Source organism: Williamsia sp. Y721 (genome assembly GCF_059683565.1).
The window spans coordinates 458,704-483,436 of the sequence record NZ_JCASNH010000005.1 but is presented as its reverse complement, the minus strand read 5'-3'; the positions used below and the strand labels follow the sequence as shown (position 1 = coordinate 483,436).

At 63.9% G+C, this 24,733-nt stretch carries 22 protein-coding genes; 11 read left to right on the top strand and 11 right to left on the bottom strand.

What is annotated here, in order from left to right:
- Nucleotides 1–50 precede the first annotated feature (50 nt).
- From AC56PL_RS25755 to AC56PL_RS25745, 3 genes are read right to left on the bottom strand one after another with little or no spacing between them, the layout of a single operon-like run.
- Nucleotides 51–1,559 (bottom strand): glutamate-cysteine ligase family protein, encoded by a 1,509-nt coding sequence (locus tag AC56PL_RS25755; RefSeq protein WP_495517266.1) that lies wholly within the window; start codon nt 1,557–1,559, stop codon nt 51–53.
- Nucleotides 1,560–1,616: 57 nt separating this feature from the next.
- A complete protein-coding gene (locus tag AC56PL_RS25750; protein WP_495517267.1) occupies nt 1,617–2,684 on the bottom strand; it encodes a phosphotransferase in 1,068 nt (355 codons plus the stop codon).
- Between the two features lie 4 nt (nt 2,685–2,688).
- Nucleotides 2,689–3,804 carry an Rv3169 family protein gene (locus AC56PL_RS25745; protein ID WP_497155576.1) on the bottom strand — a complete coding sequence of 372 codons (1,116 nt, stop codon included), beginning with the start codon at nt 3,802–3,804 and terminating at the stop codon, nt 2,689–2,691.
- Between the two features lie 97 nt (nt 3,805–3,901).
- Here AC56PL_RS25745 and AC56PL_RS25740 point away from each other — a divergent pair, with 97 nt between their 5' ends.
- Nucleotides 3,902–4,528, top strand: coding sequence for a TetR/AcrR family transcriptional regulator (locus tag AC56PL_RS25740; protein ID WP_497155575.1), 627 nt, complete (start codon nt 3,902–3,904; stop codon nt 4,526–4,528).
- Between the two features lie 22 nt (nt 4,529–4,550).
- Here the strand turns inward: AC56PL_RS25740 and AC56PL_RS25735 are convergent, their stop codons facing one another.
- The gene (locus tag AC56PL_RS25735; RefSeq protein ID WP_497155652.1) at nt 4,551–6,188 is read right to left on the bottom strand and encodes an ABC-F family ATP-binding cassette domain-containing protein; all 1,638 of its coding nucleotides are present in this window, start codon (nt 6,186–6,188) and stop codon (nt 4,551–4,553) included.
- A gap of 124 nt (nt 6,189–6,312) precedes the next feature.
- Between AC56PL_RS25735 and AC56PL_RS25730 the strand changes: the two genes are divergently transcribed.
- The 3 genes from AC56PL_RS25730 (at nt 6,313) to purM (ending at nt 9,686) form a co-directional block, all read left to right on the top strand.
- Nucleotides 6,313–6,699: a sterol carrier family protein gene (locus AC56PL_RS25730; protein ID WP_482140719.1), complete on the top strand. Its 387-nt coding sequence runs from the start codon at nt 6,313–6,315 to the stop codon at nt 6,697–6,699.
- A gap of 113 nt (nt 6,700–6,812) precedes the next feature.
- Nucleotides 6,813–8,366, top strand: a complete 1,554-nt coding sequence (gene purF, locus AC56PL_RS25725; protein ID WP_497155574.1) for an amidophosphoribosyltransferase — start codon at nt 6,813–6,815, stop codon at nt 8,364–8,366.
- Between the two features lie 222 nt (nt 8,367–8,588).
- The gene (gene purM, locus AC56PL_RS25720; protein ID WP_495517275.1) at nt 8,589–9,686 is read left to right on the top strand and encodes a phosphoribosylformylglycinamidine cyclo-ligase; all 1,098 of its coding nucleotides are present in this window, start codon (nt 8,589–8,591) and stop codon (nt 9,684–9,686) included.
- Between the two features lie 235 nt (nt 9,687–9,921).
- Here the strand turns inward: purM and AC56PL_RS25715 are convergent, their stop codons facing one another.
- The 3 genes from AC56PL_RS25715 to ygfZ all read right to left on the bottom strand — a co-directional run bounded on the left by AC56PL_RS25715 (nt 9,922) and on the right by ygfZ (nt 12,069).
- Nucleotides 9,922–10,101 (bottom strand): DUF3073 domain-containing protein, encoded by a 180-nt coding sequence (locus AC56PL_RS25715; protein WP_331889125.1) that lies wholly within the window; start codon nt 10,099–10,101, stop codon nt 9,922–9,924.
- 193 nt (nt 10,102–10,294) lie between these two features.
- Nucleotides 10,295–10,933, bottom strand: coding sequence for an MOSC domain-containing protein (locus tag AC56PL_RS25710; RefSeq protein ID WP_497155651.1), 639 nt, complete (start codon nt 10,931–10,933; stop codon nt 10,295–10,297).
- A 2-nt stretch (nt 10,934–10,935) separates the two neighbouring features.
- Complete coding sequence (ygfZ, locus tag AC56PL_RS25705; protein ID WP_497155650.1) at nt 10,936–12,069, bottom strand: CAF17-like 4Fe-4S cluster assembly/insertion protein YgfZ; 1,134 nt, start codon at nt 12,067–12,069, stop codon at nt 10,936–10,938.
- Between the two features lie 30 nt (nt 12,070–12,099).
- On the opposite strand from ygfZ, the gene AC56PL_RS25700 reads away from it, so the two are divergent.
- From AC56PL_RS25700 to cydC, 5 genes are all read left to right on the top strand, one after another.
- On the top strand, nt 12,100–13,011 hold the full coding sequence (locus AC56PL_RS25700) for an aminodeoxychorismate lyase (protein WP_497155573.1): 912 nt from the start codon (nt 12,100–12,102) through the stop codon (nt 13,009–13,011).
- A 321-nt stretch (nt 13,012–13,332) separates the two neighbouring features.
- Entirely contained in the window at nt 13,333–14,958 is a 1,626-nt protein-coding gene (locus tag AC56PL_RS25695) for a cytochrome ubiquinol oxidase subunit I (protein ID WP_495517277.1), read from the top strand.
- Nucleotides 14,959–14,973: 15 nt separating this feature from the next.
- Nucleotides 14,974–16,035: a cytochrome d ubiquinol oxidase subunit II gene (cydB, locus tag AC56PL_RS25690; protein ID WP_497155572.1), complete on the top strand. Its 1,062-nt coding sequence runs from the start codon at nt 14,974–14,976 to the stop codon at nt 16,033–16,035.
- Nucleotides 16,032–17,723 carry a thiol reductant ABC exporter subunit CydD gene (cydD, locus tag AC56PL_RS25685; RefSeq protein WP_497155571.1) on the top strand — a complete coding sequence of 564 codons (1,692 nt, stop codon included), beginning with the start codon at nt 16,032–16,034 and terminating at the stop codon, nt 17,721–17,723. The genes cydB and cydD overlap by 4 nt, the downstream gene beginning before the upstream one ends.
- Nucleotides 17,710–19,419, top strand: a complete 1,710-nt coding sequence (cydC, locus tag AC56PL_RS25680) for a thiol reductant ABC exporter subunit CydC (protein ID WP_495517280.1) — start codon at nt 17,710–17,712, stop codon at nt 19,417–19,419. The genes cydD and cydC overlap by 14 nt, the downstream gene beginning before the upstream one ends.
- 231 nt (nt 19,420–19,650) lie before the next feature.
- On the opposite strand, the gene AC56PL_RS25675 is transcribed toward cydC, so the two are convergent.
- From AC56PL_RS25675 to AC56PL_RS25660, 4 genes are all read right to left on the bottom strand, one after another.
- Entirely contained in the window at nt 19,651–20,265 is a 615-nt protein-coding gene (locus tag AC56PL_RS25675) for a heme-binding beta-barrel domain-containing protein (RefSeq protein ID WP_495517281.1), read from the bottom strand.
- A gap of 254 nt (nt 20,266–20,519) precedes the next feature.
- Nucleotides 20,520–20,825 carry a DUF1416 domain-containing protein gene (locus tag AC56PL_RS25670; protein WP_482140700.1) on the bottom strand — a complete coding sequence of 102 codons (306 nt, stop codon included), beginning with the start codon at nt 20,823–20,825 and terminating at the stop codon, nt 20,520–20,522.
- A gap of 2 nt (nt 20,826–20,827) precedes the next feature.
- Entirely contained in the window at nt 20,828–21,667 is an 840-nt protein-coding gene (locus AC56PL_RS25665; RefSeq protein WP_495517282.1) for a rhodanese-like domain-containing protein, read from the bottom strand.
- A 284-nt stretch (nt 21,668–21,951) separates the two neighbouring features.
- Nucleotides 21,952–22,767 carry an LmeA family phospholipid-binding protein gene (locus AC56PL_RS25660; RefSeq protein WP_497155570.1) on the bottom strand — a complete coding sequence of 272 codons (816 nt, stop codon included), beginning with the start codon at nt 22,765–22,767 and terminating at the stop codon, nt 21,952–21,954.
- Nucleotides 22,768–22,947: 180 nt separating this feature from the next.
- Here AC56PL_RS25660 and AC56PL_RS25655 point away from each other — a divergent pair, with 180 nt between their 5' ends.
- Both AC56PL_RS25655 and mshD read left to right on the top strand, forming a co-directional pair.
- On the top strand, nt 22,948–23,739 hold the full coding sequence (locus tag AC56PL_RS25655) for a winged helix-turn-helix domain-containing protein (protein ID WP_495517284.1): 792 nt from the start codon (nt 22,948–22,950) through the stop codon (nt 23,737–23,739).
- On the top strand, nt 23,729–24,598 hold the full coding sequence (gene mshD / locus AC56PL_RS25650; RefSeq protein ID WP_497155569.1) for a mycothiol synthase: 870 nt from the start codon (nt 23,729–23,731) through the stop codon (nt 24,596–24,598). Before AC56PL_RS25655 ends, mshD begins: the two co-directional genes overlap by 11 nt.
- Nucleotides 24,599–24,733 lie beyond the last annotated feature (135 nt).

Sequence of the window (24,733 nt, the reverse complement as noted above, 5' to 3'; positions counted from 1 at the left end):
AGAAGGTCACGTGCAGGTGCACCGGGTGCGGCCGGGCAGATCGAAGGATTTCAGAGATCCCAGGTGTGCACGGCCGCACCGTCGTGCATGCGTTCGATGTACTCACTGAGCATGCCGCTCAGTGCGACGTCGCGGCTGTCGCCTGCCTTTTCTCTGGCGGCCACAGACGCACGTTGCCACACCGAACCGGTTTGCCCGGTGATCGCCCGGCCCTCGATGATCGCCAGGTAGCGGTCGCGGACGTCGGCCGCGACACCGAATGCCCGCAAACCTTCTTCGGCGAGTGGCAGCATTCGGCGCAACACCAACTCGTCAGGTTGTACCCATCCGACTGTCGGCCAATACAATTGGCAATCCATCCCATCGCGGGCCGCGGTGTGGAGATTCTCCGCTGCCGCATTGAACGTCATCTGTGACCAGATCGGACGATCGGCGTCGACGAGTCCGCGCAGCGCCCCGTAGTAGAACGCTGTGTTTGCCATGATGTCGAGTACGGTCGGCCCGGCGGGTAGGACACGATTTTCGATGCGTAGATGCGCCTGCCCGTCGATGACGTCGTAGACCGGCCGATTCCACCGGTACACGGTCCCGTTGTGCATTCGGAGTTCGGTCAGTTCAGGTATCTCACCGGCCTCCAACTGTGCCAGTGGATCGTCGTCGGACACCACCGGAAGCAAGGCCGGAAAATATCGGGTGTTCTCCTCGAACAAATCGAATATGGTTGTGATCCAACGTTCTCCGAACCAGACCCGCGGCCGGACGCCCTGGTTGATGAGCTCCTGTGGGCGGGTGTCGGTGGCTTGTTCGAAAACCGGGATGCGACTCTCGTGCCACAGGGCCTTGCCGGCCAGGAACGGTGAGTTGCCTGCCAGTGCGACCTGTATTCCGGAGAGTGCCTGCGCGGCATTCCAGTGGTCGGCAAAGCTCTCGGGCGCAACGCGCAGATGTAGTTGTAGCGACGTGCATGCGGCTTCGGGCAGGATCGAATCGATCGACGTCTGCAGACGGTCGGGATGATCCCCGGGCACGAGCGGGACTCCGGTGATGTCGAGTTCGATGTCTTCGCCCCGCGCAGCAAAGATCTGCTGGTTCAACAGGTCATACCGTGGGTTCGCCGAAATCCACTGGTGGGCAAAGTGCTCTTGCCGCAGGGTGGGCAGCATGCCGATCAGCACGAGATGGTTGTCCGTGGTCGCGGCCCTTGCCTCGGCCTGATTGAGGGAATCTCGCAGGCTTGATTCCAGTGAGACGGTGTCGGCGCCGACGAAGGGTCTCGGTGCCACATTGATCTCGATGTTGAACTGACCGAGCTCGGTCTGATAGTCGGGATCGGCGATGGCCTCGAGCACTGTTGCATTCGACATCGCCGGATTCATCGCACGGTCAACCAGATTGAGCTCGACTTCCATGCCGAGCAAGGGTTCCGGCGGATTTCCCTGGTCGGTGAACAGTCCGTCCGAGAGCATGCGGGCGACCGCCTCGGTGCACCGTCCCACCTGCTCACGGAACTGCCGCCTGTCTTCGCGGCTGAATTCGCGCTTGCCGACATCCGTGCCCATCGTCCCATCGTGCCACGGAATGCCGGGTGCACGTAGACGTCCGGTTGCCGGTGGGCGTCAGCCGCCGCCGAGTACTGTCGCGAGGCGCTGTGCACAGATGTCGGCGAGATCGATACCGTCGAGTTCGAGTTTCGTGTTGAGCCTGATCAGGGGAACGGCCAGGAGTAGCGCAGCGGTGACATCGTTGAAGAGCATGTTGGTCGGCCGCGTTCCGGTCAGTCTCTCGTATCGTTCGAGTGTCGCTTCGCGTGAGGGCGTTCCGCTCACCGAACTGTGGTTCTCCAGCGGACTGCTGACCCAGTCGGTGAGGAACATCCAGGCAAGGTCGGCACCTGGGTCCCCGAGGTAGGCGATCTCCCAGTCGAGGGCGGCGACAGGATGGTGGTCGGTGTTGGCGTAGAGAACGTTGGACATCCGGGAATCGCCCCAGCACAACGTGACTCGAGACGGTTCGTACAGATGGTTGTCAGCCCAATCGAGCGCATGCGCCAAACCCGGGTGTAAGGGACCGCCGTCGCCGGCCCAATGGAGCGCGTATCTCAGGAAGTTGACCAGACGCTGGGGTGGCGTCGTGCCGAACTTGCCGAGATCCAGGAAACCCAGGCGTCTTTCAGTGGTGTCGATCTGGTGGACCCGGGCGATCAGATCGACGCATCCGTTCCACAGCAGAGCCCGGCCCGCATCGTCGGTGTCGGCATAGATGCCCTGCTGGTGGTATGCGGGAACGTCACTGACGGTGACGACGTCATCGATGCGGTCCATCACGAAGTAGGGCGTTCCCAAATCGATTCCCTCTGCGTCGATCCACCGCATCCTCGGTACCGGGACCGCAGAATCGGCGAGTCGTTCCATCACCAGGTATTGCCGCCGGAGGTCGAAGTCCGGCAGGACCGCGAAGTCGGGCGGTCGCCGGAACACCAGTCCCTGAGATTCCGGGTGCGTGGTCGCCGTCGGGTCGACGTCAAGCAGATCGAACAGGTATGTCTCGGTGGAGAATCCCTGCTGCGCAACTCGCCAGTTGGCGATGGTCGCGTTATGGGCAAACGGAAACCGTTGTCGTAGTACGGCTTCGAGTGCGGTCGGCAGCTCATCGGCCGACAGCCGTGATGGTGAGACCGGAGTCATGGTCTCACCAGCCCGTGTATCCGTAGCGCGGGTAGGCGCCCATGAAGACCATCTCGACCAATCCGTGCCCGACCTTGCCATCCATCCGGACCTCGCACAAAGTCTCGCTGAGCATCCGAACAGGCGCCAGCGCCTCTGCATCGTTGGTGTTCACCGTGAAACCGTCGAGGAAGTCGTCTCCGCGGTAGTAGCCGCTGGCGTAGTCGTTGTAATGGTCGTAACCGGCCAGCCCGGGCCAGAAGTCGGTCATCGGGCGCACCTCGATGGTGCTGGTCGAACGGTCCCCGCGGGTGATCGTGAACGTTCCCCCGGACACAACGCGTGCATCATCACGGAACTTGAGGTCGTGCTCGACATCGATGATCGCCTGGTGTGGACGACCGGAATCGATGGGGTAGAGCAGTTCACCCTCGAACTGCCATCTCGACCCATCGCTGTTCTCGCGCTGCGCGAAATGCACGAGCTCGTCGTCGAATTGGAAGATCCCCATGTAGTAGAGGACACCTTCGGGCAGATCGGTGGGCTGGAGTTCGGTCCCATCGGGGAGGCTGCCGCCGCCACCGCCTCTGCGGATCCCCCATGAGTGGTCGCGGCCGAACCACCAGCGCTGCGGATCGATGTCGATGCGCTCGCCGTCGATGTCGATCCAGCCTTCGACCAGACCGTTTTGATAGAATCGGCGAGCATCCTCCGAGACGCGCCCGCGGACCCGATGAAACGCGGCGGTTTGCTCGTAGGGGTCGAATTGCCCGGTCATGCTCAGATCCAGGCTCAATCCCTGGCTGTTGGGGGCGACCTGAGTTCGCACCCGGCGCAACGGTTCTTCGATCGTGTAGGTGTACGGGCCGATCGTGTATTCCCCGAGTCCGCCGGTCTGAGGATTGAGCGTGGTGGACATCCGGATCACCTTGGCCGGGCCGTTGCGTTTGGTGACCATCGCGTAGGCATCGGTCACGTTGCGGTTGGGGTAGCGGGCCATTCCGGTCATCACATTGATGTCGCCGGATTTGTCGAATCCGTACATCACAACGCGTTCCACCCAACGCAGATCACTCTGCGACACGTGGTCGAACGTGGTCGGCAATTGGTGAGCCAAGATCTCGTCGTTGGGTGTCAACACGGCGCAGTCTCCTTTTTCGGGGCGAGCTCTGGGGCGACGGACAATACGTTAGGGCATGGAACGTAATTGAATGGTCGCTTTGCGGTACTTTCGTCGGGTGACCACTTCTGCCCAGCCGCAACCCGGTCGTCCACGTGATCCTCAGAAGGACATCGATGTCCTCCAGGCCGCGCGGGACCTGCTGGTCGAGGGGGGCTTTCAATCGGCGACGATCGCCGCGATAGCCCGGCGCTCCGGCGTGGGGGCGCCGACCATCTACCGCCGGTGGGCACGCCGAGAGGCGCTGATCGAGGACGCCGCATTCGGCACTGCCGAATCGGGTGTGGTCCCACAGGCCACCGGTGACCTGTGGGACGACCTGCGGACCTGGGCATTGCTGTTCCTGCAGCATTTCGCAAATCCTGTTGCGCGAGCGGCGATTCCAGGCCTCATGCTGGCCTACCAGCATGAGGAGGATCTCTACGAGCGTCTCGTCAACCGATCCGAGCGCGACGTCCGGATCATGATGCGGGATCTGCTGCGTGGCGACCTACCCGAGATGCCCACGAAGGAGCTGGAGAAGCGGGCGGACGCGGTTTTCGATCTTCTTGTTGCCACAACCGCCATCCGGGCGCTGACGGTTGGTCTGACCGGGCAGGAGGCGTTCTGTGACCAGACAGCGGACGCGCTCGCGGCGCTGGCCTACTCGACCTGGAAGCCGCGGACCCGGCGTCGTCGAACCTAGGGCCCGGTATCTCGCCTTCGGTTCAGGCCAGCGTCTCGGTCAACTGGCCGCCCGCCAGTTGCCAGCGCCGCGTGGCCCGGACGGTGGCCAGCATTCGCCGGTCGTGGGTCACCAACAGGACTGTGCCGGAGAAGGATTCAACCGCCTGCTCCAGTTGCTCGATGGCAGGCAGGTCCAGGTGATTGGTGGGTTCGTCGAGCACAAGCAGGTTGACACCGCGTGCCTGCAACAGTGCCAGCGCCGCGCGCGTCCGTTCACCTGGCGACAGTGAGTCTGCCGAGCGGGTGACGTGATGGCCCTTCAATCCGAACTTGGCCAACAGGGTCCGGATGTCCGCGTCGGTCTGATCGGGGATCTGGGCGCCGAACGCTTCGGCGAGTGGGGTGTCACCGGTGAACAATCCGCGAGCCTGATCGACCTCACCGATCTGCACGCCCGAGCCCAGCGACGCCGAACCCGAGTCGGGTGCCTGCGCGCCGAGGAGCAACGACAGCAGCGTCGACTTACCGGATCCGTTGGCGCCGGTGATGACAATCCGATCGCCGGCGTCAACCTGGGTGCTGATCGGTCCCAGCGTGAACTCACCACGGGTGAGCGTCGCGTCGTTGAGGGTGGCGACCACGGTGCCCGAACGAGGTGCGGCCGCGATCTCCATGCGCAGCTCCCACTCCTTGCGGGGCTCTGCGACCTCTTCGAGCCGCTCGATGCGACGTTGGGTCTGGCGGGCCTTCGACGCCTGCTTCTCGGTTGACTCCAGCCGCAGGCCCTTGCCGACCTTGTCGTTGTCCTTGGATTTGCGCCGCGCGTTGCGGACACCGTGTTCCATCCAATTGCGTTGCATCTGAGCGCGATCGGTCAGCGCGTCCTTGGTGTCGGAATACTCGTCGTATGCTTCGCGGGCATGGCGACGGGCGACTTCACGTTCGACCAGAAACGCTTCATAGCCACCGGAATACACCGACACCTGCTGTTGGGCGAGATCGAGCTCGACGATTCCGGTGACCGTGCGTGCCAGAAACTCGCGATCATGACTGACGACGACCATCGGCGTCCGCGAGCTCGACACGAACTCCTCGAGCTGCGCGAGGCCATCGAGGTCGAGGTCGTTGGTCGGTTCATCGAGCAGGAGAATGTCGTAGCGCGACAGCAGAAGTGCGGCCAGACCGGCCCGCGCCACCTGACCACCGGACAACGCCGACATCGGCAGATCGAGGTCGACGGTCAAGCCCAGGTTTGCCGCGACCTGATCGGCCCGTTCATCGAAGTCGGCCCCGCCCAGGTGCAGCCAGCGGTCCAGCGCGGGGGAGTAGAGGTCGTCGCCGCCCTCGCCCAATGCCTCGGCCGCGGCGTCCATCGTCGACTGTGCCTGTGCGACGCCCGTCCGTCGGGCCAGGAACTGGCGGACGGTCTCGCCCGGCGTCGGTTCCGCTTCCTGCGCGAGGTAGCCGACCTCGGCGTCCGGCGGGCTCAGCGTGATGGTGCCGTCGAAGTCCGCTGATCCGACGCCGGCGAGCAGTGTCAGCAGCGTTGATTTACCGGCGCCATTCGCGCCGACCAGACCGAAGACGTCGCCGTCGGCCACCGTGAGGTCGAGATCGGAGAACAACGTTCGTTCGCCGTGACCGGCTGTGAGTCCGGTGGTGTGCAGGGTGGCGCTGATGGTGGTGACGCTCCTTCGAAGTGCAGGTTCTCTTCAGGAGGATAGTCGGTGCGCCATTGCAGGCCGGCAACGTCGGGCCAGGCCGTGGTTCCGTGCGGCGGTGAGTGGGTGCCACGATGTGTTTGTGGCACCTCATAAGTCGGTAGACCCGGCCGCAATGCGAACAGCCGTCGAAACCGTGGCGCCGTGGCTTCGTGATCCCGAAGCCGTCGAGCCGACGAGAAAAGAGATCGCCGATGCTGTCCGGATGACCGCGCGAACCCTCGCGCAACTCGCGCCGGGTGGATCGGTAGAGGTGCGGGTGCCGCCGTTCGTGGCGGTCCAGTGCATCGAAGGACTTCGCCATACGCGCGGCACCCCACCGAACGTTGTCGAGACCGATCCCCGCACCTGGTTGCTGCTGGCAACCGGGCAACTGGATCTCTCCGGAGCGCTTGCGGACGGCAGGGTTTCCGCGTCCGGAAGCCGCGCAACCGAGATCGTTCATTGGCTGCCATTGCTGCGCGTGTGACATCGACACCCGACCAGTCCGGGCAACGACACGCCGTGGCGATTCGCAATGGCGAATCTCGTGCCCGTAGACTCGCTCGTACGCCCTCCAACAGCCCACCAATGGGAGTGCCAGTGACCGAGCTGTCGTTAAACAGCAAGAATCTGCTTGATGCCGACCAGCCAGAGAACGAACCGCGTGAGGAATGCGGAGTTTTCGGTGTCTGGGCACCTGGTGAGGATGTGGCGAAACTCACCTATTACGGCCTATATGCCTTGCAGCACAGGGGACAAGAGGCTGCCGGCATCGCGACGGCCGACGGATCTCAAGTGCTTGTCTTCAAAGACCTCGGTCTGGTTTCCCAGGTATTTGACGAGCAGACGCTCGGCGCCATGCAGGGCCACGTTGCAATCGGGCATTGCCGGTACAGCACCACTGGGTCGACCACGTGGGAGAACTCGCAGCCGATTTTCCGCACCACCGCTGCCGGGACCGGTGTTGCGTTGGGACACAACGGAAATCTCGTCAACACCGCCGACCTGGCCAGTAAGGCACGCGATCTCGGCTTGATGGATTCTCGTCGGGCCGGCGGCGCGACCTCGGATTCCGACGTGGTGGGAGCGTTGCTCGCGCACGGCGCCGCGGACGCAACCCTCGAGCAGGCTGCGATGGAATTGCTGCCGACGCTGCGCGGAGCCTTCTGCCTCACCTTCATGGACGAGCACACGCTGTACGCCGCGCGTGATCCGCACGGCGTGCGCCCGCTTTGTCTGGGACGCCTTGATCGCGGTTGGGTGGTGGCGTCCGAAACCGCCGCACTCGACATCGTCGGTGCCTCTTACGTCCGCGAGATCGAACCCGGTGAACTCCTGGCCATCGATGCCGATGGAGTCCGGAGCAGTCGTTTCGCCGAGGCCACGCCCAAGGGCTGTGTCTTCGAGTTCGTGTACCTGGCCCGCCCCGACAGCGTCATCAGTGGACGGTCGGTGCACACCACCCGCGTCGAGATCGGTCGTCGCCTCGCTCGCGAGTTCCCGGCCGATGGCGACCTGGTGATCCCGGTTCCGGAATCAGGTACCCCGGCGGCGGTTGGATACGCCCAGGAGTCGGGTATCCCGTACGGCCAGGGTCTGATGAAGAACGCCTATGTCGGCCGGACGTTCATCCAGCCCTCGCAGACCATTCGCCAGCTGGGTATCCGGCTGAAGCTCAATCCGCTCAAAGAGGTCATCCGGGGTAAGCGCCTGGTTGTGGTGGACGATTCGATCGTCCGCGGTAACACCCAGCGCGCGCTCGTCCGGATGCTCCGGGAGGCAGGGGCGGCCGAAGTGCACGTGCGGATCGCCTCGAGCCCGGTGCGCTGGCCGTGCTTCTATGGCATCGACTTCGCGTCTCCGGCCGAACTGATCGCCAACGGCACCGACTCCGAAGAGCACCTCGTCGAGGGTGTTCGCCAGGCGATCGGTGCCGATTCACTCGCGTACATCAGCACCGAAGAGATGATCGCGGCCACCGAGCAACCTGCCTCGAATCTGTGTGCTGCCTGCTTCGACGGCAAGTACCCGATCGAATTGCCGCGCGAGACATCGATGGGTAAGGCGGTCCTCGAGACCATGCTCAAGAAGACGGCAACGGATCAGGAAGTCATCGCCGAGAACGACAACGCCAGCGCTGTCCGCCGCCCCTGAGGGCTGGTTCACCAGCGCAAACCGTGCTGGTTCGCCAGTTCGACACCGGGTGTCATCAGGATCGGCGAAGATCGGCTGCGGGTACATGCATGTCCGCACCCGCAGATTTCGAACCGCCCATCAGTAGTGGCCTGACCACGCTCGGGTAGCGTGAAGCCGGATTATTCACCGCCCCGGCAGGACTTTCCTGCCAACCTTTCGAGAACGGGAACCTGACGCAAGATGACCGACAACGAGCCCGGCGGCGCCTCTTACGCTGCGGCGGGAGTGGACATCGATGCCGGCGAGCGGGCAGTACAGCTGTTCGCCCCGCATGCCAAGCGCACCCTGCGTCCCGAAGTCATGGGCGGCCTCGGCGGATTCGCCGGACTGTTCAAACTCAAGGGTGACTACCGCGAGCCGGTGCTGGCATCGTCCACCGACGGTGTGGGCACCAAGATCGCAGTCGCCCAGGCGATGGGCAAGCACGACACCGTGGGACGCGATCTGGTCGCCATGGTCGTCGACGACCTGGTGGTCTGTGGCGCCGAACCGCTGTTCCTGCAGGACTACATCGCGGTCGGCAAAGTCGTCCCCGAAGTGGTGGCAGAACTGGTGAAGGGCATCGCCGACGGCTGCGTCGAAGCCGGCTGCACGCTGCTCGGTGGCGAGACGGCTGAACATCCGGGCCTGATGGGCGAGTCGGACTACGATTTGTCGGCCACGGGCGTCGGAATCGTCGAGGCCGACTCCGTGCTGTCCCCGGACCGTGTTCGGCCCGGCGACGTCGTCATTGCGATGGGTAGCTCGGGTCTGCACTCCAACGGCTATTCGCTCGCCCGCAAGGTCCTGCTCGAGTGGGGCCACATGGATCTCGGCGGTCATGTCGAGGAGTTCGAACGGACCCTCGGTGAGGAACTGCTCGAGCCAACGCGCATCTACGCCAAGGACTGCCTCGCGCTTGCGGCCGAAACCGACGTACGTACGTTCTCACACGTCACCGGTGGTGGCCTGGCGGAGAACCTCGCCCGCGTCATGCCCGGCGGTCTGGTGGCCGAGCTGGACCGCGGTACGTGGTCACCGGCACCGATCTTCCAGATGATCGCGCAGCGTGGCCGCGTGGAACGCGCCGAGATGGAACGCACCTTCAACATGGGGGTCGGAATGGTCGCGGTTGTCGCACCCGAAGACACCGATCGTGCGCTGGCGGTACTGACCGCACGGCACCTGGATTGCTGGGTGCTCGGCTCGGTCAAGAAGTCGCACTCGACCAAGACCGAGCAGGTCAAGAGCGCAAAGAACGGTATCGCGGAACTGATGGGTGAGCACCCGCGGTTCTGACATACCCCTGACAAACGAAGAGGTTCGGTCGACGTTCGCGTCGGCCGAACCTTTTTGCGTTGGGGGCCGGAGTTCGTATCCGACCCCGATTGAATATGTCGTCGGCGAGTGAGCGGTGTCCGCTCGAACGTCGCCTTGGTGGGGATATGCCAACAGCCCACCTGAGGTCTAGCGCTTCAGGGGGCTGTTGAAAAAGGTATCGGGTCCCGGGTTCAATCCGGGCCCACGACGGCCATCAGGCCCGCCGCCACCCTTCTTCATCGGACCACCGATCATCAGTGATCCCATCGTTCGGATCAACTGATTCGCTGCCCGACAGCTCTCGCTGCAAGCTGTCGAAGTCGGTGTTCGGTGAGCTGTACTTCAGTTCACGAGCAACCTTGGTCTGCTTCGCCTTCGCCCGGCCGCGGCCCATTGGGGACCCCCTCGCGCAATGAAGGGGCGGCCAAACGTGTGGCGGCCCCATTCTGTGTTTACAAATATGGTCGTGGAAGTCAGTCTACCGTGCCCGAAGGGGTGATGCGGACCAGCTCGTCCGCCGGTGGCGAAAATTAACAAACCGGGCACCGGATCTCAGGTCGGGAATCGGCCGGCAGGCTGCCTCGCGATCACCTCTTCGCCAGCCGGTGCCAGCGGTTGGCATCCCGGACCACTTTCGCCGGAAGGTCGGTGATCGCGAGCAGTTTCGTCAGCGAATCGGTGTCGGGCCCGGTGATCAGATGCCGTACCAGCACGCCGTGGTCTGGCCGTGAGACGACCGTGACCCGGTCCCCGGCCCGGACTTGGCCACCCTTGACGACACGGAGATAACAACCCACATCTGCCTGTGCGTAGAAACGCTTGACCCACTGGTCTTCCTGCGCCCAATCAGCGAATGTGCGGCATGGAGTACGGGCGATGGTCACCTCGAGCAGCACGTGCTCGCCGACCTGCCACCGCTCGCCGATGGTGGCGTCGGTGGTCGCGATTCCGGAGATACGCAGGTTCTCACCGAACCATCCAAAGGGGAGTTCACGCCCGAGTTCACGAGCCCAGCGCTGCGCCTCGTCGTCGCCGTAGGCGTACACCGCCTGATCGATTCCGCCGTGGTGTTTGGTGTCGCAGACATGGTCGATCGTGAGACCGAACTCGTCGACGTCGACGGGGCCCTCGACGGCTCGCTTGTCGATCGCACTGTGTCCGACTTCACCGGCGAGCGCATGTTCTTCGTGCACGGCGCAGACAGCGAGCACCGTGCCCGTCGCCAGGCTCAACGGCCCTTCAACCGATCGATGGCGGCCCGTCCGGCCTGGACGCGGTCGTCGGCCGGTACCGAGGACGGGTCGATCGCGGCGCTGGCGCCGTTGATATCGAGCTGGGTGTCGGCCGGGATGCCCCGTTTGATGAGCGCCAAGGCGATCGGGCCGTACTCGAAGTGGTCGACGACGGTGCCGACGCGGCCGACGGCACGGCCCCCGACGGTGACCGGATCGCCGGTGGCCGGTCGGTGCTCCGCGCTGCCGTCGAGGTGCAGCAACACCATCTGTCGTGGCGGCTTGCCGAGGTTGTGGACCCGGGCGACCGTCTCTTGGCCCCGGTAGCAACCCTTGTTCAGGTGCACCGCACCCAACTCGTCCGGAGAGCCGATCCAATTGACCTCGTGCGGGATCGTGCGTTCGTCACTGTCGATCCCCAGGCGGGGACGCAATGCCGACACACGCAGCGCCTCGTACGTCCACATCCCGGCAGGACGCGCGCCGGCTGCGGTCAGGCTCTTCCACCATGCGATGAGCTGGTCGGCGGGGACGATCAGATCGATCGATTCGACCGAAGCGTGATCGCCGACGGCGGGCATCACCCGCCAGAAACCGCCTTCAGGTAACCGTCCGGCGTCATAAACCGTTGCTGCACCCGGAATCTGCAGTAGCTGCGCAATCGCCCCGGTGCGGGTGTCGGGACCGAGCAGCGTCAGTACCGCCATGTCGGGGCGGGGAGCGACTTCGACCTTCGCCCAGAAGACCATTTTCTGCAAGAAGGCGGCCAGCGGCCCGGACCGCGATGCCTCGGTGTCGATCCAGGTCGTCCCATCGAGGTCGGTGAGTACGAAGTGGTCCTCAACCCTGCCGTTGCCGTCGAGGTTCAGGTTTTCGGCACTGCGCCCGTCCGCGAGATCGGTGACGAATTGGCTCGAGATCGTGTTGAGCCAGCTCAATCGCTCCTCCCCGGTCAGGGCGATCACACCGCGATGGGAACGGTCGATGACGGCCGCGGAGGTGACCGCAGCGCGCTGCTCACCGAACGGGTCGCCGAAATGCCAGGCCACGGCTTCATCCGGTGTATTTTCCAGGCCGCCGACGGCTCCTGAGGGGCGCAATGATTCCAACAGTTCAGTCACCTTCCCAATGGTACGAGTGTGGTCGCTACCCTTGCCGCTATGGCTCAACCCATTCTGGTGACTGTTGACGGTGCTGTTCTCGACCCGGACGTGCCGATCCTGCATGCCGACGACCTCGCCGCCGTGCGCGGCGACGGTGTTTTCGAGACGCTGCTGGTGCGTGACGGCACGGCTCGCTGTGTCGATCTGCACCTGCAGCGTTTCGCTCGCAGTGCGAAGGCCCTCGATCTGCCCGCCCCGGACGAAGAGCAGTGGGCCGAGGCGATCGCCACCGGCGCCCGTGTCTGGGCCAAGGAGAACGACGCGGCCGAGGGGCTGATGCGCCTGGTCTACTCGCGTGGACGTGAATCGGCACCGGTGGATGCGGTGGCGGCGAAGGAAAGCGGCAAGACCGGGTTGACCCGAGACGGTGGCGGCGCCACCGAGTACCTGACCGTCGGGCCGGTGCCCGAGCGGGCGTCGAAGGTGCGTGAACACGGGGTCAAGGTGATCACCGCTTCCCGCGGCTACTCCGTCGACCTCGCCGCCACAGCACCGTGGCAGCTGTTGGGTGCCAAGACGTTGAGTTACGCCACCAACATGGCGGCCCTGCGTTACGCCAAAGAGCAGGGCGCCGATGATGTGATCTACACCAGCAGCGAGGGGCTCGTGCTCGAAAGCCCCCGCTCGACCGTGATCGTGGTCAACGGCAAGACGTTGACCACTCCGCCTGCGGAATCCGGCATCTTGGAAGGCACCACCCAACAGGCCTTGTTCGCCCAGGCCGAAAAGGAGGGGTGGGAGACCAAGATCGCGCCATTGAGTCCGGCGGATCTGGTGTGCGCCGAGGCGGTCTGGTTGGTTTCGAGCATCACGCTGGCCACCAGGGTCATCGAACTGAACGGCTACACGATGGTGACGCCGGATCGCCCGGAAGATTTTTCCGCGCTGGTCGATCGCGCCGTCGACTGACGCCTGCAGAGCGCCGCAGCGTCCCCTGTTTCGAGGGGGCGCCGCCTTTTCGCGTTATTTCATTGACGTCGCACGATTCCTTTGGGTGTTCTATTTTTTAGTTGTGCGTACCGTCGCCATGGACAGGCGATCGAGGCGTCGCGGTGTAGAGCGGCACGGCCCGGGTCGAGCGTCCCGGCCGGTGCGGGACCTTGTGCCCCATTCTGTCGAAAGTGGCCATCAGCACAGCAAAAGGGCGCTAATCACCTTGTTCCACTCCAGTTCCGAGGCGTAATCTGCAGCTACTACCGACCGTAGTAGACCTCCGGCGATTGAGAAAACATGGACGCACTCGACGTCTCCCGATGGCAGTTCGGCATCACCACCGTCTACCACTTCATACTGGTCCCGCTGACGATCGGCCTGGCGCCGATGGTGGCGATCATGCAGACCGTCTGGGTGGTGACAGGCAAGGAACAGTGGCTACGGGCCACCAAATTCTTCGGCAAACTGCTGTTGATCAACTTCGCGCTCGGCGTGGCCACCGGCATCGTGCAGGAATTCCAGTTCGGGATGAACTGGAGTGAGTACAGCCGATTTGTCGGGGACGTCTTCGGCGGACCACTGGCGTTGGAAGGGCTGGTGGCGTTCTTCCTCGAGTCGACGTTCCTGGGCCTGTGGATCTTCGGCTGGGATCGGCTGCCGAAAAAGGTGCACCTGATGACGATCTGGATGGTCGCCATCGGTGTCAACGCGTCGGCCTGGTTCATCATCGCGGCGAACTCGTGGATGCAACATCCGGTGGGTGCGCAGTGGAATGAGGAGAAGCAGCGGCCGGAGCTCAAGAGCTTGTGGGACGTGATGACCAACAGCACCACACTGGCTGCCTTCCCACACACGATCGCGGGTGCATTCCTGACCGCCGGAACATTTGTTGCGGGCATCGGGATCTGGTGGATGGTCCGAAATATGAGGCGGGCCAAGAAGCTTCGGGAGAATGTCCCGGTCGGTAAGAGCAGCGCGGGCGAGGGTGCGGTCGCCGTCGCGGACGATCCGGAACCGTCGATGCACGGTAAGACCGCCGACCAACTCGAGCATGATGCGCGAACGCTGTACCGCCCGGTGACGCGCCTGGCGTTGTGGATCATGATCGTCAGTGGTGTGGCCCTGGCCATCACCGGTGATCAGCAGGCCAAGCTGATGTTCGAGCAGCAGCCGATGAAGATGGCTTCGGCGGAATCGTTGTGTACCACCGAAACCGGGGCAAGTTTCTCAATTCTGGCAATCGGGACCCAGAACAACTGTGAATCGGTGACCCATCTCATCGAGGTTCCCAACATGCTCTCGTTCCTGGCCAACAACAACTTCAACTCCACGTTGCAAGGCGTCGAGGAGTTGCAGGCCGAGCATGTCGCCAACTTCGGGCCCGGCAACTACAAACCGAATCTGTTCGTCACGTACTGGGCATTCCGCGCGATGATCGGTTGGGCACTCGGCTCTGCGGCAGTGGCGTTGCTCGGACTGTGGTTGATGCGGCGCGGCCGGATCCCCGATTCGAAAAAGTTTGCCACATTTGCGATTTGGATGATCCCGACCCCGTTCCTCGCCAACAGTTCGGGTTGGATCTTCACCGAAATGGGCAGGCAGCCATGGATGGTGGCCCCCAACCCGGCGAACCAGGGTGACACCAACGGGTTGGAGAACATCCACCTGACGGTCCAACAGGGCGTGAGTCAACATTCCGGTTACCAGGTCCTGGTCACCCTGATCATCTTCACCCTGCTCTACGGCGGTCTCGGGGTCATCTGGTTCTCACTGATCCGCAAGTACACCCGGGAAGGTCCGACCGCCGCCGATTCGGGTCCTCCGATCAACGGGCCGGGTGGCGGGGACGGACCCGAGAAACCGGAATCCGACGATGAACGACCGTCGCCGGATGAACCCAAGCAACTGTCGTTCGCGTACTGAGGACTGGGGTAAGTAATGAGTCTGGCGGAGTTCTGGTTTTGCTTGGTGGGTTTTCTGTTCCTCGGATACTTCGTACTCGAGGGGTTCGACTTTGGTGTCGGCATGTTGTTGCCCTTCCTCGGCCGTCCGAAGAACGGCATTCCCGGCGATACCCGTCGCCGGGCGATGATCAACACGATCGGACCGGTGTGGGATGGCAATGAGGTCTGGCTGATCACCGGTGGCGGTGCGCTGTTCGCAGCCTTTCCGAACTGGTACGCAACGATGTTCACCACCTTCTACATACCGTTGTTCCTGATCCTGGTCGGTTTGATCGTTCGCATCGTGTCCATCGAATGGCGCGGAAAGATCGATGACCCGCGCTGGCGTTGGTGGGCCGACTTCGGTATCGGTCTGGGGTCGTGGCTACCTGCGATCCTGTGGGGCGTGGCTTTTGCAAACCTGGTGCGCGGGTTGCCGATCGACGGTGACGAACAGTTCACCGGGAACTTCTTCGACCTGCTTTCCCCGTACGCTCTGCTCGGTGGTGTGGCCACGGCAATGCTGTTCGCCACCCACGGTGCGGTGTTCCTGGCCCTCAAGACGGCTGGTGACCTGCAAGGGGAGTCGATGAAGACAGCGTTTGCACTTGCAGTCCCCACCACGGTTGTCGCTGCCGTATGGGGTCTATGGACGCAGATCGCCTACGGCAAGGGTTGGACGTGGATCGCGCTGGGAGTGGCGGCCGTTGCGATCATCGCCGCGACCGGATTGGCGTATCTGCGACGTGAGGGTTGGGCATTTGTCGCCACCTGCTTTGCGATCGCCGGTGTCGTCGTCCTGATCCTCGGGTCGATGTTCCCGAACGTGATTCCCTCGACGCTCGATCCGGCCTTCGACATGACCGTTGAAGGCAGCTCGTCGAGTCATCACACGCTGGTGGTGATGACCTGGGCCGCGGCCATCTTCACCCCGATTGTCCTGTGCTATCAGGGCTGGACGTATTGGGTGTTCCGCCAGCGCATTTCCACGAGTCAGATTCCGCCGTCGATCGGCTTGCCCTTGCGCCGACCGAAAGTGGTCGAGCAGCCGAAGTGACCTCCGCGACTCCGGCGGCATCCGGCCCGCCGATCGATCCACGGCTGTGGCGCTATTCGCGGACCTCTCGCCGGTACCTGATCCTGACGGTGCTGATGACGATCATGCAGGTGGTCTGCGTGATCGTCACCGCCGCGATGGTCGCATCGATCCTGTCCGAGCTGATCGTGTCGCCGGATCGGCGCAGTCTGGACGCCCAGGCCTGGCATCTGTGGGGGTTGGGCGGGGCCATCGCGGTGCGGGTGGTGGCGGTGTACATCCACGACCGATACGCGCATCGGGCCAGTGCCGGGGTGATCGCGGACCTACGCGGGGAAGCGCTTGCCGCGGTATCGGATCCGGCCCGCACCCCGCCCCGTGAGCTCTTGGCACGCCGTAATCGCCTCGCCACGATTCTCACGCAGGGACTCGAAGCGCTGGGCCCGTATCTGACAGGGTACGTTCCCGCGCTGCTGCTCTCGGTGGTGGCGATCCCGGTGCTGGTGGTCGTGATGGCGATGGCCGATCTGACCTCGGCCGTCATCGTGGTGATCACCTTGCCCCTCATCCCGATGTTCATGATCTTGATCGGACGTCTGACGCGGGATCGAACCGCCGATCGGCTTACGGCGATGAGCCGCTTGTCCTCTCAACTTCTCGACCTGATCGCGGGGATACCGACCTTGCGCGCCCTGGGGCGCGAGCGGGAGCCGGCCGCCCGGGTAGGCGAACTCGGGCAGGCGCACCGGCGCAGCACGATGCAGGCGTTGCGGGTGGCGTTCCTGTCGGGTGCGGTGCTGGAGTTTCTCGCGACGTTGTCGGTGGCGTTGGTGGCGGTCAGCATCGGCCTGCGTCTGGTGCACGGTGAGATGGGCCTCTACGGAGGCGTGCTCGCGTTGATCCTCGCGCCCGAGGTGTACCTGCCGCTGCGGACAGCCGGCGCACAGTTCCACAATTCAGAGGCCGGAACAGCCAGCGCACGTGAGGTATTCGAAATCATCGAGGGCGGGGCCACCACACGTCCGGCGGGAAACCGGACGGTGGCGGTCGCGGGAGCCAGGATCGTTGTGGCCGGTCTGGGCGTGCACGGCCGCGATGGTTGGGCGCCGCACGATCTGTCCGCGACCATCACACCTGGTCGCCTGAGCGTGCTCACCGGCCCAAACGGAGCCGGAAAATCGACGGTGCTGTCGGCCATCTTGGGCCTGCAGTCACCGCAGGAGGGTTCAGTCCTGATCGGCGATGTCCCGGTCGTCGAACTCGATCAGCCGGCGTTGTGGGAGCAGGTGGCCTGGCTGCCCCAGCATCCGGCCCTGGTGCCGGGTACAGTCGCGGAGAACTTCGAGATGACCGGTCCGGTCGGGGAGAGTGACCGTGATTTCGGTTGTCGGGCCAGTGGTTTCGACTCGGTGCTGGCCGGTCTCCCGGACGGTTGGCAAACGAACCTGGGCAGCGGTGGAGTGGGACTGTCCGCCGGACAACGACAACGACTGGCGCTGGCCCGGGTGCTTGCTTCGCCTGCGCCACTGTTGCTGCTCGACGAGCCCACCACCCACCTCGATGCCGATGCAGAGTTGGCGGTGGCGCGCGCGTTGCAGTCGCGGGCTGCGGCAGGCGATACCGTCATCGTGGTCGCCCACCGTCCGGCGATGCTGGCTGTTGCCGACGACATCGTCGAAGTCACCGGGGTGACGTATGCCGAACACTGACAACACATCTGCTCTCCGAAGCCTTCGCGGCGATGCGCTCTGGCGGGCGCTGGGCCTACTGGGTCTGCGCGGCCGGCCGGTGGCCCGTTCGTTGCTTCTCGGAATCCTGGGAGCGGGCAGCGCACTGGCCCTGGCCGCCCTGTCCGCGTGGCTGATCACCAGGGCCTGGCAGATGCCGCCCGTGCTTTACCTGTCGGTGGCCGTGACATCGGTTCGGGCGCTGGGTATCTCCCGAGGACTGTTCCGGTACCTCGAACGGCTCGCCACCCACGACCTGGCGTTTGATGCGATGTCGACGGCGCGCAGTCGACTCTATCTGGCACTGGCCGGGGGCCCGGCCGGGTATTCGGTGGGGCTGCGTCGCGGGGAGTTGTTGTCGCGGACGGGGACTGACGTAGACGAGATCGGTAATGCACTCATCCGCGCGATCATCCCGATCGGTGTGTCGGTCGTGGTGTCCGGTGCTGCGGTGGCGATCATGGCGATCGTGTCGCTGTGGGCGGCGCTGGTGTTGGCGGTCGCATTGGTGGTCAGCGGTGTGATTGCGCCGTGGCTGGCGGCCCGGGGCGCCCGGAGTGCCGGCCGGGCCGAGGCCGCAGCCCAGACGCGCAACGCGGGCGCGATCATGACCCTGCTCGACCATGCCGCAGAACTGGCCGTGGCCGGGCGGCGTCAGGTGCTGCTCGACGAGGCGCGATCCGCCGAATCCGATGCGGCCGACGCCGGCAATATTGGTGCCAGGCAAGGTGCCTGGGCCAGTGCCGCGGTTCCGCTGGCGGTCGGGGTGTCGGTGCTGGCCGCGGCCCTGATCGGGATCGGACTGGCCGATGGCGTATCCCCGATGGCGCTCGGTGTGCTGATCTTGCTGCCGCTGAGCGCATTCGAATCGACCGGGCCGATGACCGAGGCGGCGCTGCAGCTTTCGAAGAGCCGAGACTCTGCTCGCCGGATCATGTCGATGATCGACCGGGCAGGCGATTTCGAGCAGCCGGCGCATACGGTGACTGCGGGCACGGACCCGAACACCGTCGTGGCCAGAGGGCTGCGCTGGGGCTGGCCGGGCGGCGAGGTGTTCGGTGGTGACAGTGGAATCGACCTCGACATCGAACCGGGGTCGCGGATCGCGATCGTCGGACCGAGCGGGTGTGGGAAGTCGTCGTTGCTGCTCACCCTGGCCGGTCTGCTGGCGCCGGTGGCGGGTACGGTCACCCGGCCCGACGACAACGGCGTCCGCTATTTCGCCGAGGACGGTCACATCTTCACGACCAGCGTCCGCGAGAATCTGCTGGTCTCGCGCGGTGACGCCCCCGATGCCCTGATCATCGACGCGATCAATCGGGTCGGGCTCGGTGACTGGGTGGCCGGGCTCCCCGCGGGTGTCGACACCCCACTGGATGCGGGTGCGGACTCCGTCAGCGGAGGTCAGCGCCGGCGTTTGTTACTCGCGCGTGCGCTGATCAACGAAGCGCCGATACTGCTGCTCGATGAGCCGGGGGAGAACCTCGACCGCGCTGATTCTGATCGGTTGCAATCTGAGTTGCTCGACGCATCCACGGCAGCGTTGGTCGGGCCGGAGCGGGCAGTCGTGGTGGTGACCCATCGCCTCCCGGCCCGTCACCATGCCGATCTGGTCTTGGCGCTGCCCGAAGTTTCGCCGCCAGAAAAATCTGTTGCCGTGCCGCAGCAGCCGGAGTAGCTTCGTCGGTACACGAGGAAGGAGGTGGTCTGAAATTGATTTCTAGGACACGTGAGGTGACCATCAGCTAACCGGCCGATTGGTGGATTACCTTGTTCCGCAATCTGTTTGGGCGCAGTACCCCAATCGATATGGAGCTGAATCCACATTGGTCACCGGACCCCCGCACCCCCGGCCTTGTCCTGGTCGGAAACCCGCTGCTCAGTGGGTGGTGTGGGGGTCTACCCCGTTCTAGCCGACGTAGCGGCTCAGTTTTGCAGATGCGCGGGGAATCAGATCGCCATCGCTGTCGACCCGTTCTTCGACGTACGCCAGGTCGCCGTCTTCCACGAGACCGTAGAGACGTTTGGCGCCGCCGGCCTTGTAACCCGACGCGGACTTGATCACCACATCGGTGGCCAGCTCCCAGCTCGTCTGGTTCAACGGGGTGCCGTAAAAGAGTTCGATCCACCCCTCGGCATGGGTGAGCAGAAGTTCGATCACATCGTCATCGCCGATGCGCCAGAAGCCGGATTCGCGGAGGTCGGGCGTGATCTCATCGCTGTCCTCAGCGATGACCCACGAGCGGGACTCCCAGCTGAGGTAGTTCTGGCCGTCGTGGCTGATGATCACCTGCTGGCCGAAACGGTAGTCGCCGGTTTCGGGGTGATTGCCTTCGCCTTCACCGCGCCAGACCCCGACCAACGGCAACAACGCCAGCAAGCCCGGATGGAGATCCGGACCCTGGCGAAGGTTGGCGGTGTCGTCGGGCAGCGGCAGGTCAGGCAGCGCCGGGATGTTCCGGCTGCCGGTTTCCTGAGCCTTGATGGCGGCCTGATTGACCGCCTCGTTGCCGGAACGGGTCACGATTCGTCTGTGACCAGCCGGTAGAGCACGTAAAGGCCGAACCAGACGATCAGGACACTCGCCAGTACCAACAATGCTTCGAAGAAGATGACCACCTGAGTATTCTAGCGTCCACTCCGATCCTGCTGCGTGTGGGGATTCCCTCACTTTTGCCAGAGCCGTCATCGCGACCACAAAAAAGATGGAGCGGGTGGAAGCACGAAGGCCCGGTCCACCTCGAAAGGTGAACCGGGCCTTCGTCAGAGCCGAGGCTCTTACTTGCTGACGGTCACGTTCTGCTCGTGCACGCCGGCACCTTCGGGCTTCACGATGACGTCGCCGTTACCGGTGGACGACAGCGCGCGCAGCGTCCAGGTTCCGGGGGCGGCGAAGAAGCGGAAGTCGCCGGTACCGCTGGCAACAACTTCGGCGGTGAACTCGCCGGTTCCGTCAAGCAGACGCACGAATGCGCCGGCCACCGGGTTGCCGTCGGTGTCGAGCACCTGACCGGTCAACACGGTCTCTTTTTCGGTATCAACACCGGCGGGCAGATTCTGTCCCTGTTTAGGCGCAGCACACATGATTACTTGTTTTCTCCCAGCTCGATCGGGGCGCCGACAAGTGAGCCGTATTCGACCCAGCTGCCGTCGTAGTTCTTGACATTCTTCTTACCGAGGATCTGATCGAGCACAAACCAGGTGTGGCTTGAACGCTCGCCGATACGGCAGTAAGCGATGGTTTCCTTGCTCTCGTCGAATCCCTTGTCGGCGTACAGCTTTGCCAGGTCTTCGTCCGACTTGAAGGTGCCGTCCTCGTTGGCGGTGGTGCTCCACGGGATGTTGATGGCTCCGGGGATGTGGCCCTTCTGCTGAGCCTGCTCCTGCGGGAGGTGAGCCGGTGCGAGGATCTTGCCGGAGAACTCATCGGGGCTACGCACATCGACGAGGTTCTTGCTGCCGATGGCGTTGATGACCTCGTCGCGGAAGGCGCGAATGCTGGTGTCGGGCTCTTCGGCCTTGTACGTCGCGGCCGGAAGGGTGACCTCGTCCTTCGACAGCTCGCGGCCGTCGAGTTCCCACTTCTTGCGGCCGCCGTCGATCAGCTTGACGTCCTTGTGTCCGTACAGCTTGAAGTACCAGTAGGCGTAAGCGGCGAACCAGTTGTTGTTGCCGCCGTAGAGCACAACGGTGTCGTCGTTGGAAACACCCTTGGCCGACAGGAGTTCGGAGAACTGCTCCCGGTTCAGGAAGTCGCGACGGACGCCGTCCTGCAGGTCCTTGCGCCAGTCCAGGCGGATGGCGCCTTCGATGTGGCCACCTTCGTAGGCCGAGGTGTCTTCGTCGACCTCGATGAAGACGGTCTTGTCGGCCTTCAGGTTCTGTTCAGCCCAATCAGCGCTGACCAGGACATCGGAGCGAGCCATGGTTTTCCTTTCGTTGAGGGGTATTGCGTTCAGGTTTGTTCGGTGATCGATAGAGATCGGGACTTGCTGGTGACGTGAGGTGATCGCCTTGGACCAGCGCAGAGCTGACCAGGGGGCGCACCGGCATACGGGGCACAGAGAAATACTGTGAAAAGCCCGTCGACTACCGGCTCAGACAGCAACAGTTGGCGATACGACAGAAGTCGATCGCCCGGCGACGTGTGAGCATCAACTCACGGCCCAGTTGCATGAGCGCCACACTACCGCAGGCCTGCCGGGGGTTATCAAGACCCATGCCAGAAGTCATCCGCGGTCACCACCAGCGGTTTCGGATCGGCGGTGAGAACTACGTCACTGCCTTCGGTTGCCGCCGACGATGCAGGCAGCGACCAGGGGAGCGGCAGAACGGGAAGTGTTCGGGAGAACTGCCCCAACACGTCGGGCAGTTGCTCCGGCGAGACATCTGAGTCGACGTGGTCGGCAGGGCCCGAGTAGATGCCGGTCGCGTCGATCCGCAAGGCACCGCCGCTGATCGACAGATCGGCGGAAACACTGACTTTCTGGTGGTCGGAGCCCCGAATGTGACCGAGATTACTCACTTTTGGCAAATTGATCGTGGCGGTCAGAATGATGCCCGAGCCGGCAGAAAGGATGCCGTCGCCGGGTCCGCCTCCGCCGGCCTTGTCCTCGGGTGCAGGGGTTGTGACGGTCAGGTCGTCCAGCCCCAGGAAGCGGCCCAGATTCACCGAATCGATCTTCAGTGAGCCGCTCACCTTGGCGACCCGTAGCTGTGTCTGTTCCCCGATCAGCCAGGAACCGCCGAGACGTTCGACGCCGGACAGGTTGGAACGGAGGTCCCCGCGTCGGCCATTCCCCAGGTCAGTGCCCCTGGCGGTGATACCGATCCGGTCGTATTCGTCGCTCGCGGCGGCGGCCGCGATAAAGGGGAAACCGGTGATTGTGACCTCGGGGTCGAACTCCAATTCGGAGGCCGTTCGCAGGGCCTGCGAATAGTGATACTCCGCGTACGCGGCGGTGGCGAAGTCGATGCCGACCGCAGAGAGGACGGCGATGAGCACGCCGGCCAGCAGTTTGCGCACCGAAACCTTTCTTTGCGTGGACTTTGACCCACGGTCACCGTGGCCGACGGTCGCGATTCCTTCGCTTACCGGGGACTTGTTAACGGGCTGCGACCGATATGGCGCTATTCTGACATCTGTCTCGCACACGTTGGTAAGGCAGCGTACATAAAATACGTACCTTCGAGATCGGAGTGGTTTGTGGATCTCTTGTTACTGACAGCCGATCCCACCCCTGAGTCTGTATTGCCGTCGTTGTCACTGCTGGCTCATACCGTCCGCGTTGCGCCCACCGAGGTGTCGTCGCTGATGGAAGCTGGAAATGCGGATGTAGCCATCGTTGATGCGCGTTCTGATCTGGCAGCCGCACGCGGTCTGTGCCGACTGCTGGGGAGTACGGGCTCATCGGTGCCTGTCGTTGCTGTATTGACCGAGGGCGGCCTGGTGGCCGTGAACTCGGAGTGGGGTCTTGACGACTTCCTGTTGCCGGCCACTGGTCCGGCCGAATTGGACGCGCGACTTCGTCTGCTGGTGGTTCGCAGTCGTGGCGTCACCGCAGAAGAAGCCAGTGGCAAGGTCACTCTCGGTGATCTGGTCATCGATGAGGGCACGTACACCGCGCGGTTGCGGGGGCGTCCCCTCGATCTGACGTACAAAGAATTCGAGTTGCTGAAGTACCTCGCGCAGAACGCCGGCCGGGTGTTCACCCGTGCACAGCTGCTGCAGGAGGTGTGGGGCTACGACTTCTTCGGTGGCACCCGCACCGTCGACGTACATGTTCGACGGCTCCGCGCAAAGCTCGGTGCCGAGCACGAGGCGCTGATCGGAACCGTACGCAACGTCGGATACAAGGCCGTGCGGCCCAGCCGTGGCGGACGAACACCGGATTCGAACGGAACTGTCCCGGACGGAACAGAATTGGAAGACCTTGTCGAACCCGATGAGGTCGAGTTCCCCGACGCGGAGTTCAGCTCCAGCACCAATGGGAGCTGAATCGGGCGGTCCGGAGTTCGCCGGGCGAATCACGGAGATCCTCGACGCCGCGACGGCCGTCGACGGTGTCGCGCCGTTGGGAGAGCAGGCCGTCAACGGTGTCGGCCGGCCCGGCGTCGTGGAGGTCACGGTGAGCGACGGCGACCAGATCGTCGGGTACGCCAACGTGACCCCGGCACGCGGCGACGAGCTGGCGGTGATCGAGTTGGTGGTCGACCCGGACCATCGGCGCAAGGGGCACGGCAAGACACTGCTGGACGAGACGCGTAGGCGCGTCACCGGTGATGTCAGGGTCTGGGCGCACGGCGATCTACCTGCGGCGCAGGCCCTGGCCTCGGCTTCCGGGCTGACTGCGCGGCGGCAATTGCTGCAGTTGCGCCGGCCAGTGCCGAATCCCGCCCTGCCAGAACTGGTCGTCCCCGATGACGTGGTGCTCCGGACCTACGCCGGACCCTCCGACGATGCGGAGATCATTCGCGTCAACAATGTGGCGTTTGCCTGGCATCCGGAACAGGGTGGCTGGGGTTCGCAGCAGATCGAAGAACGTACGGGCTCGGCGTGGTTCGATCCGGCCGGCCTGTTCCTCGCGTTCGACGCGGCAGACCCGCACCGGCTACTCGGGTTCCACTGGACCAAGATTCACACGCCGTCACTGGGCGAGGTTTACATCGTCGGGGTCGATGCCGCGGCGCAAGGCCGCGGCCTCGGGCGCCTCCTGACCCTCGCCGGTCTGCACTACCTCGCTGACCAGGGCGTAGACGAAGTCGAACTCTATGTCGAGGGCGACAACACGGCCGCTCTGAACACCTACAGCAAGCTCGGATTCGGGCAATACGCGATCGACGTGGCCTACGGCTGACCGACCATCAGGTGTCCGGCGGACATCTGATCGTCCCCGAGGTGGCCCGCAGGTGAACATTGGGTGGACACCTCGAGTTTGCCCTGCGAGAGCGTCGTCGACGGGTCGATGTTGTATTCATCTGCGGTTCACCAC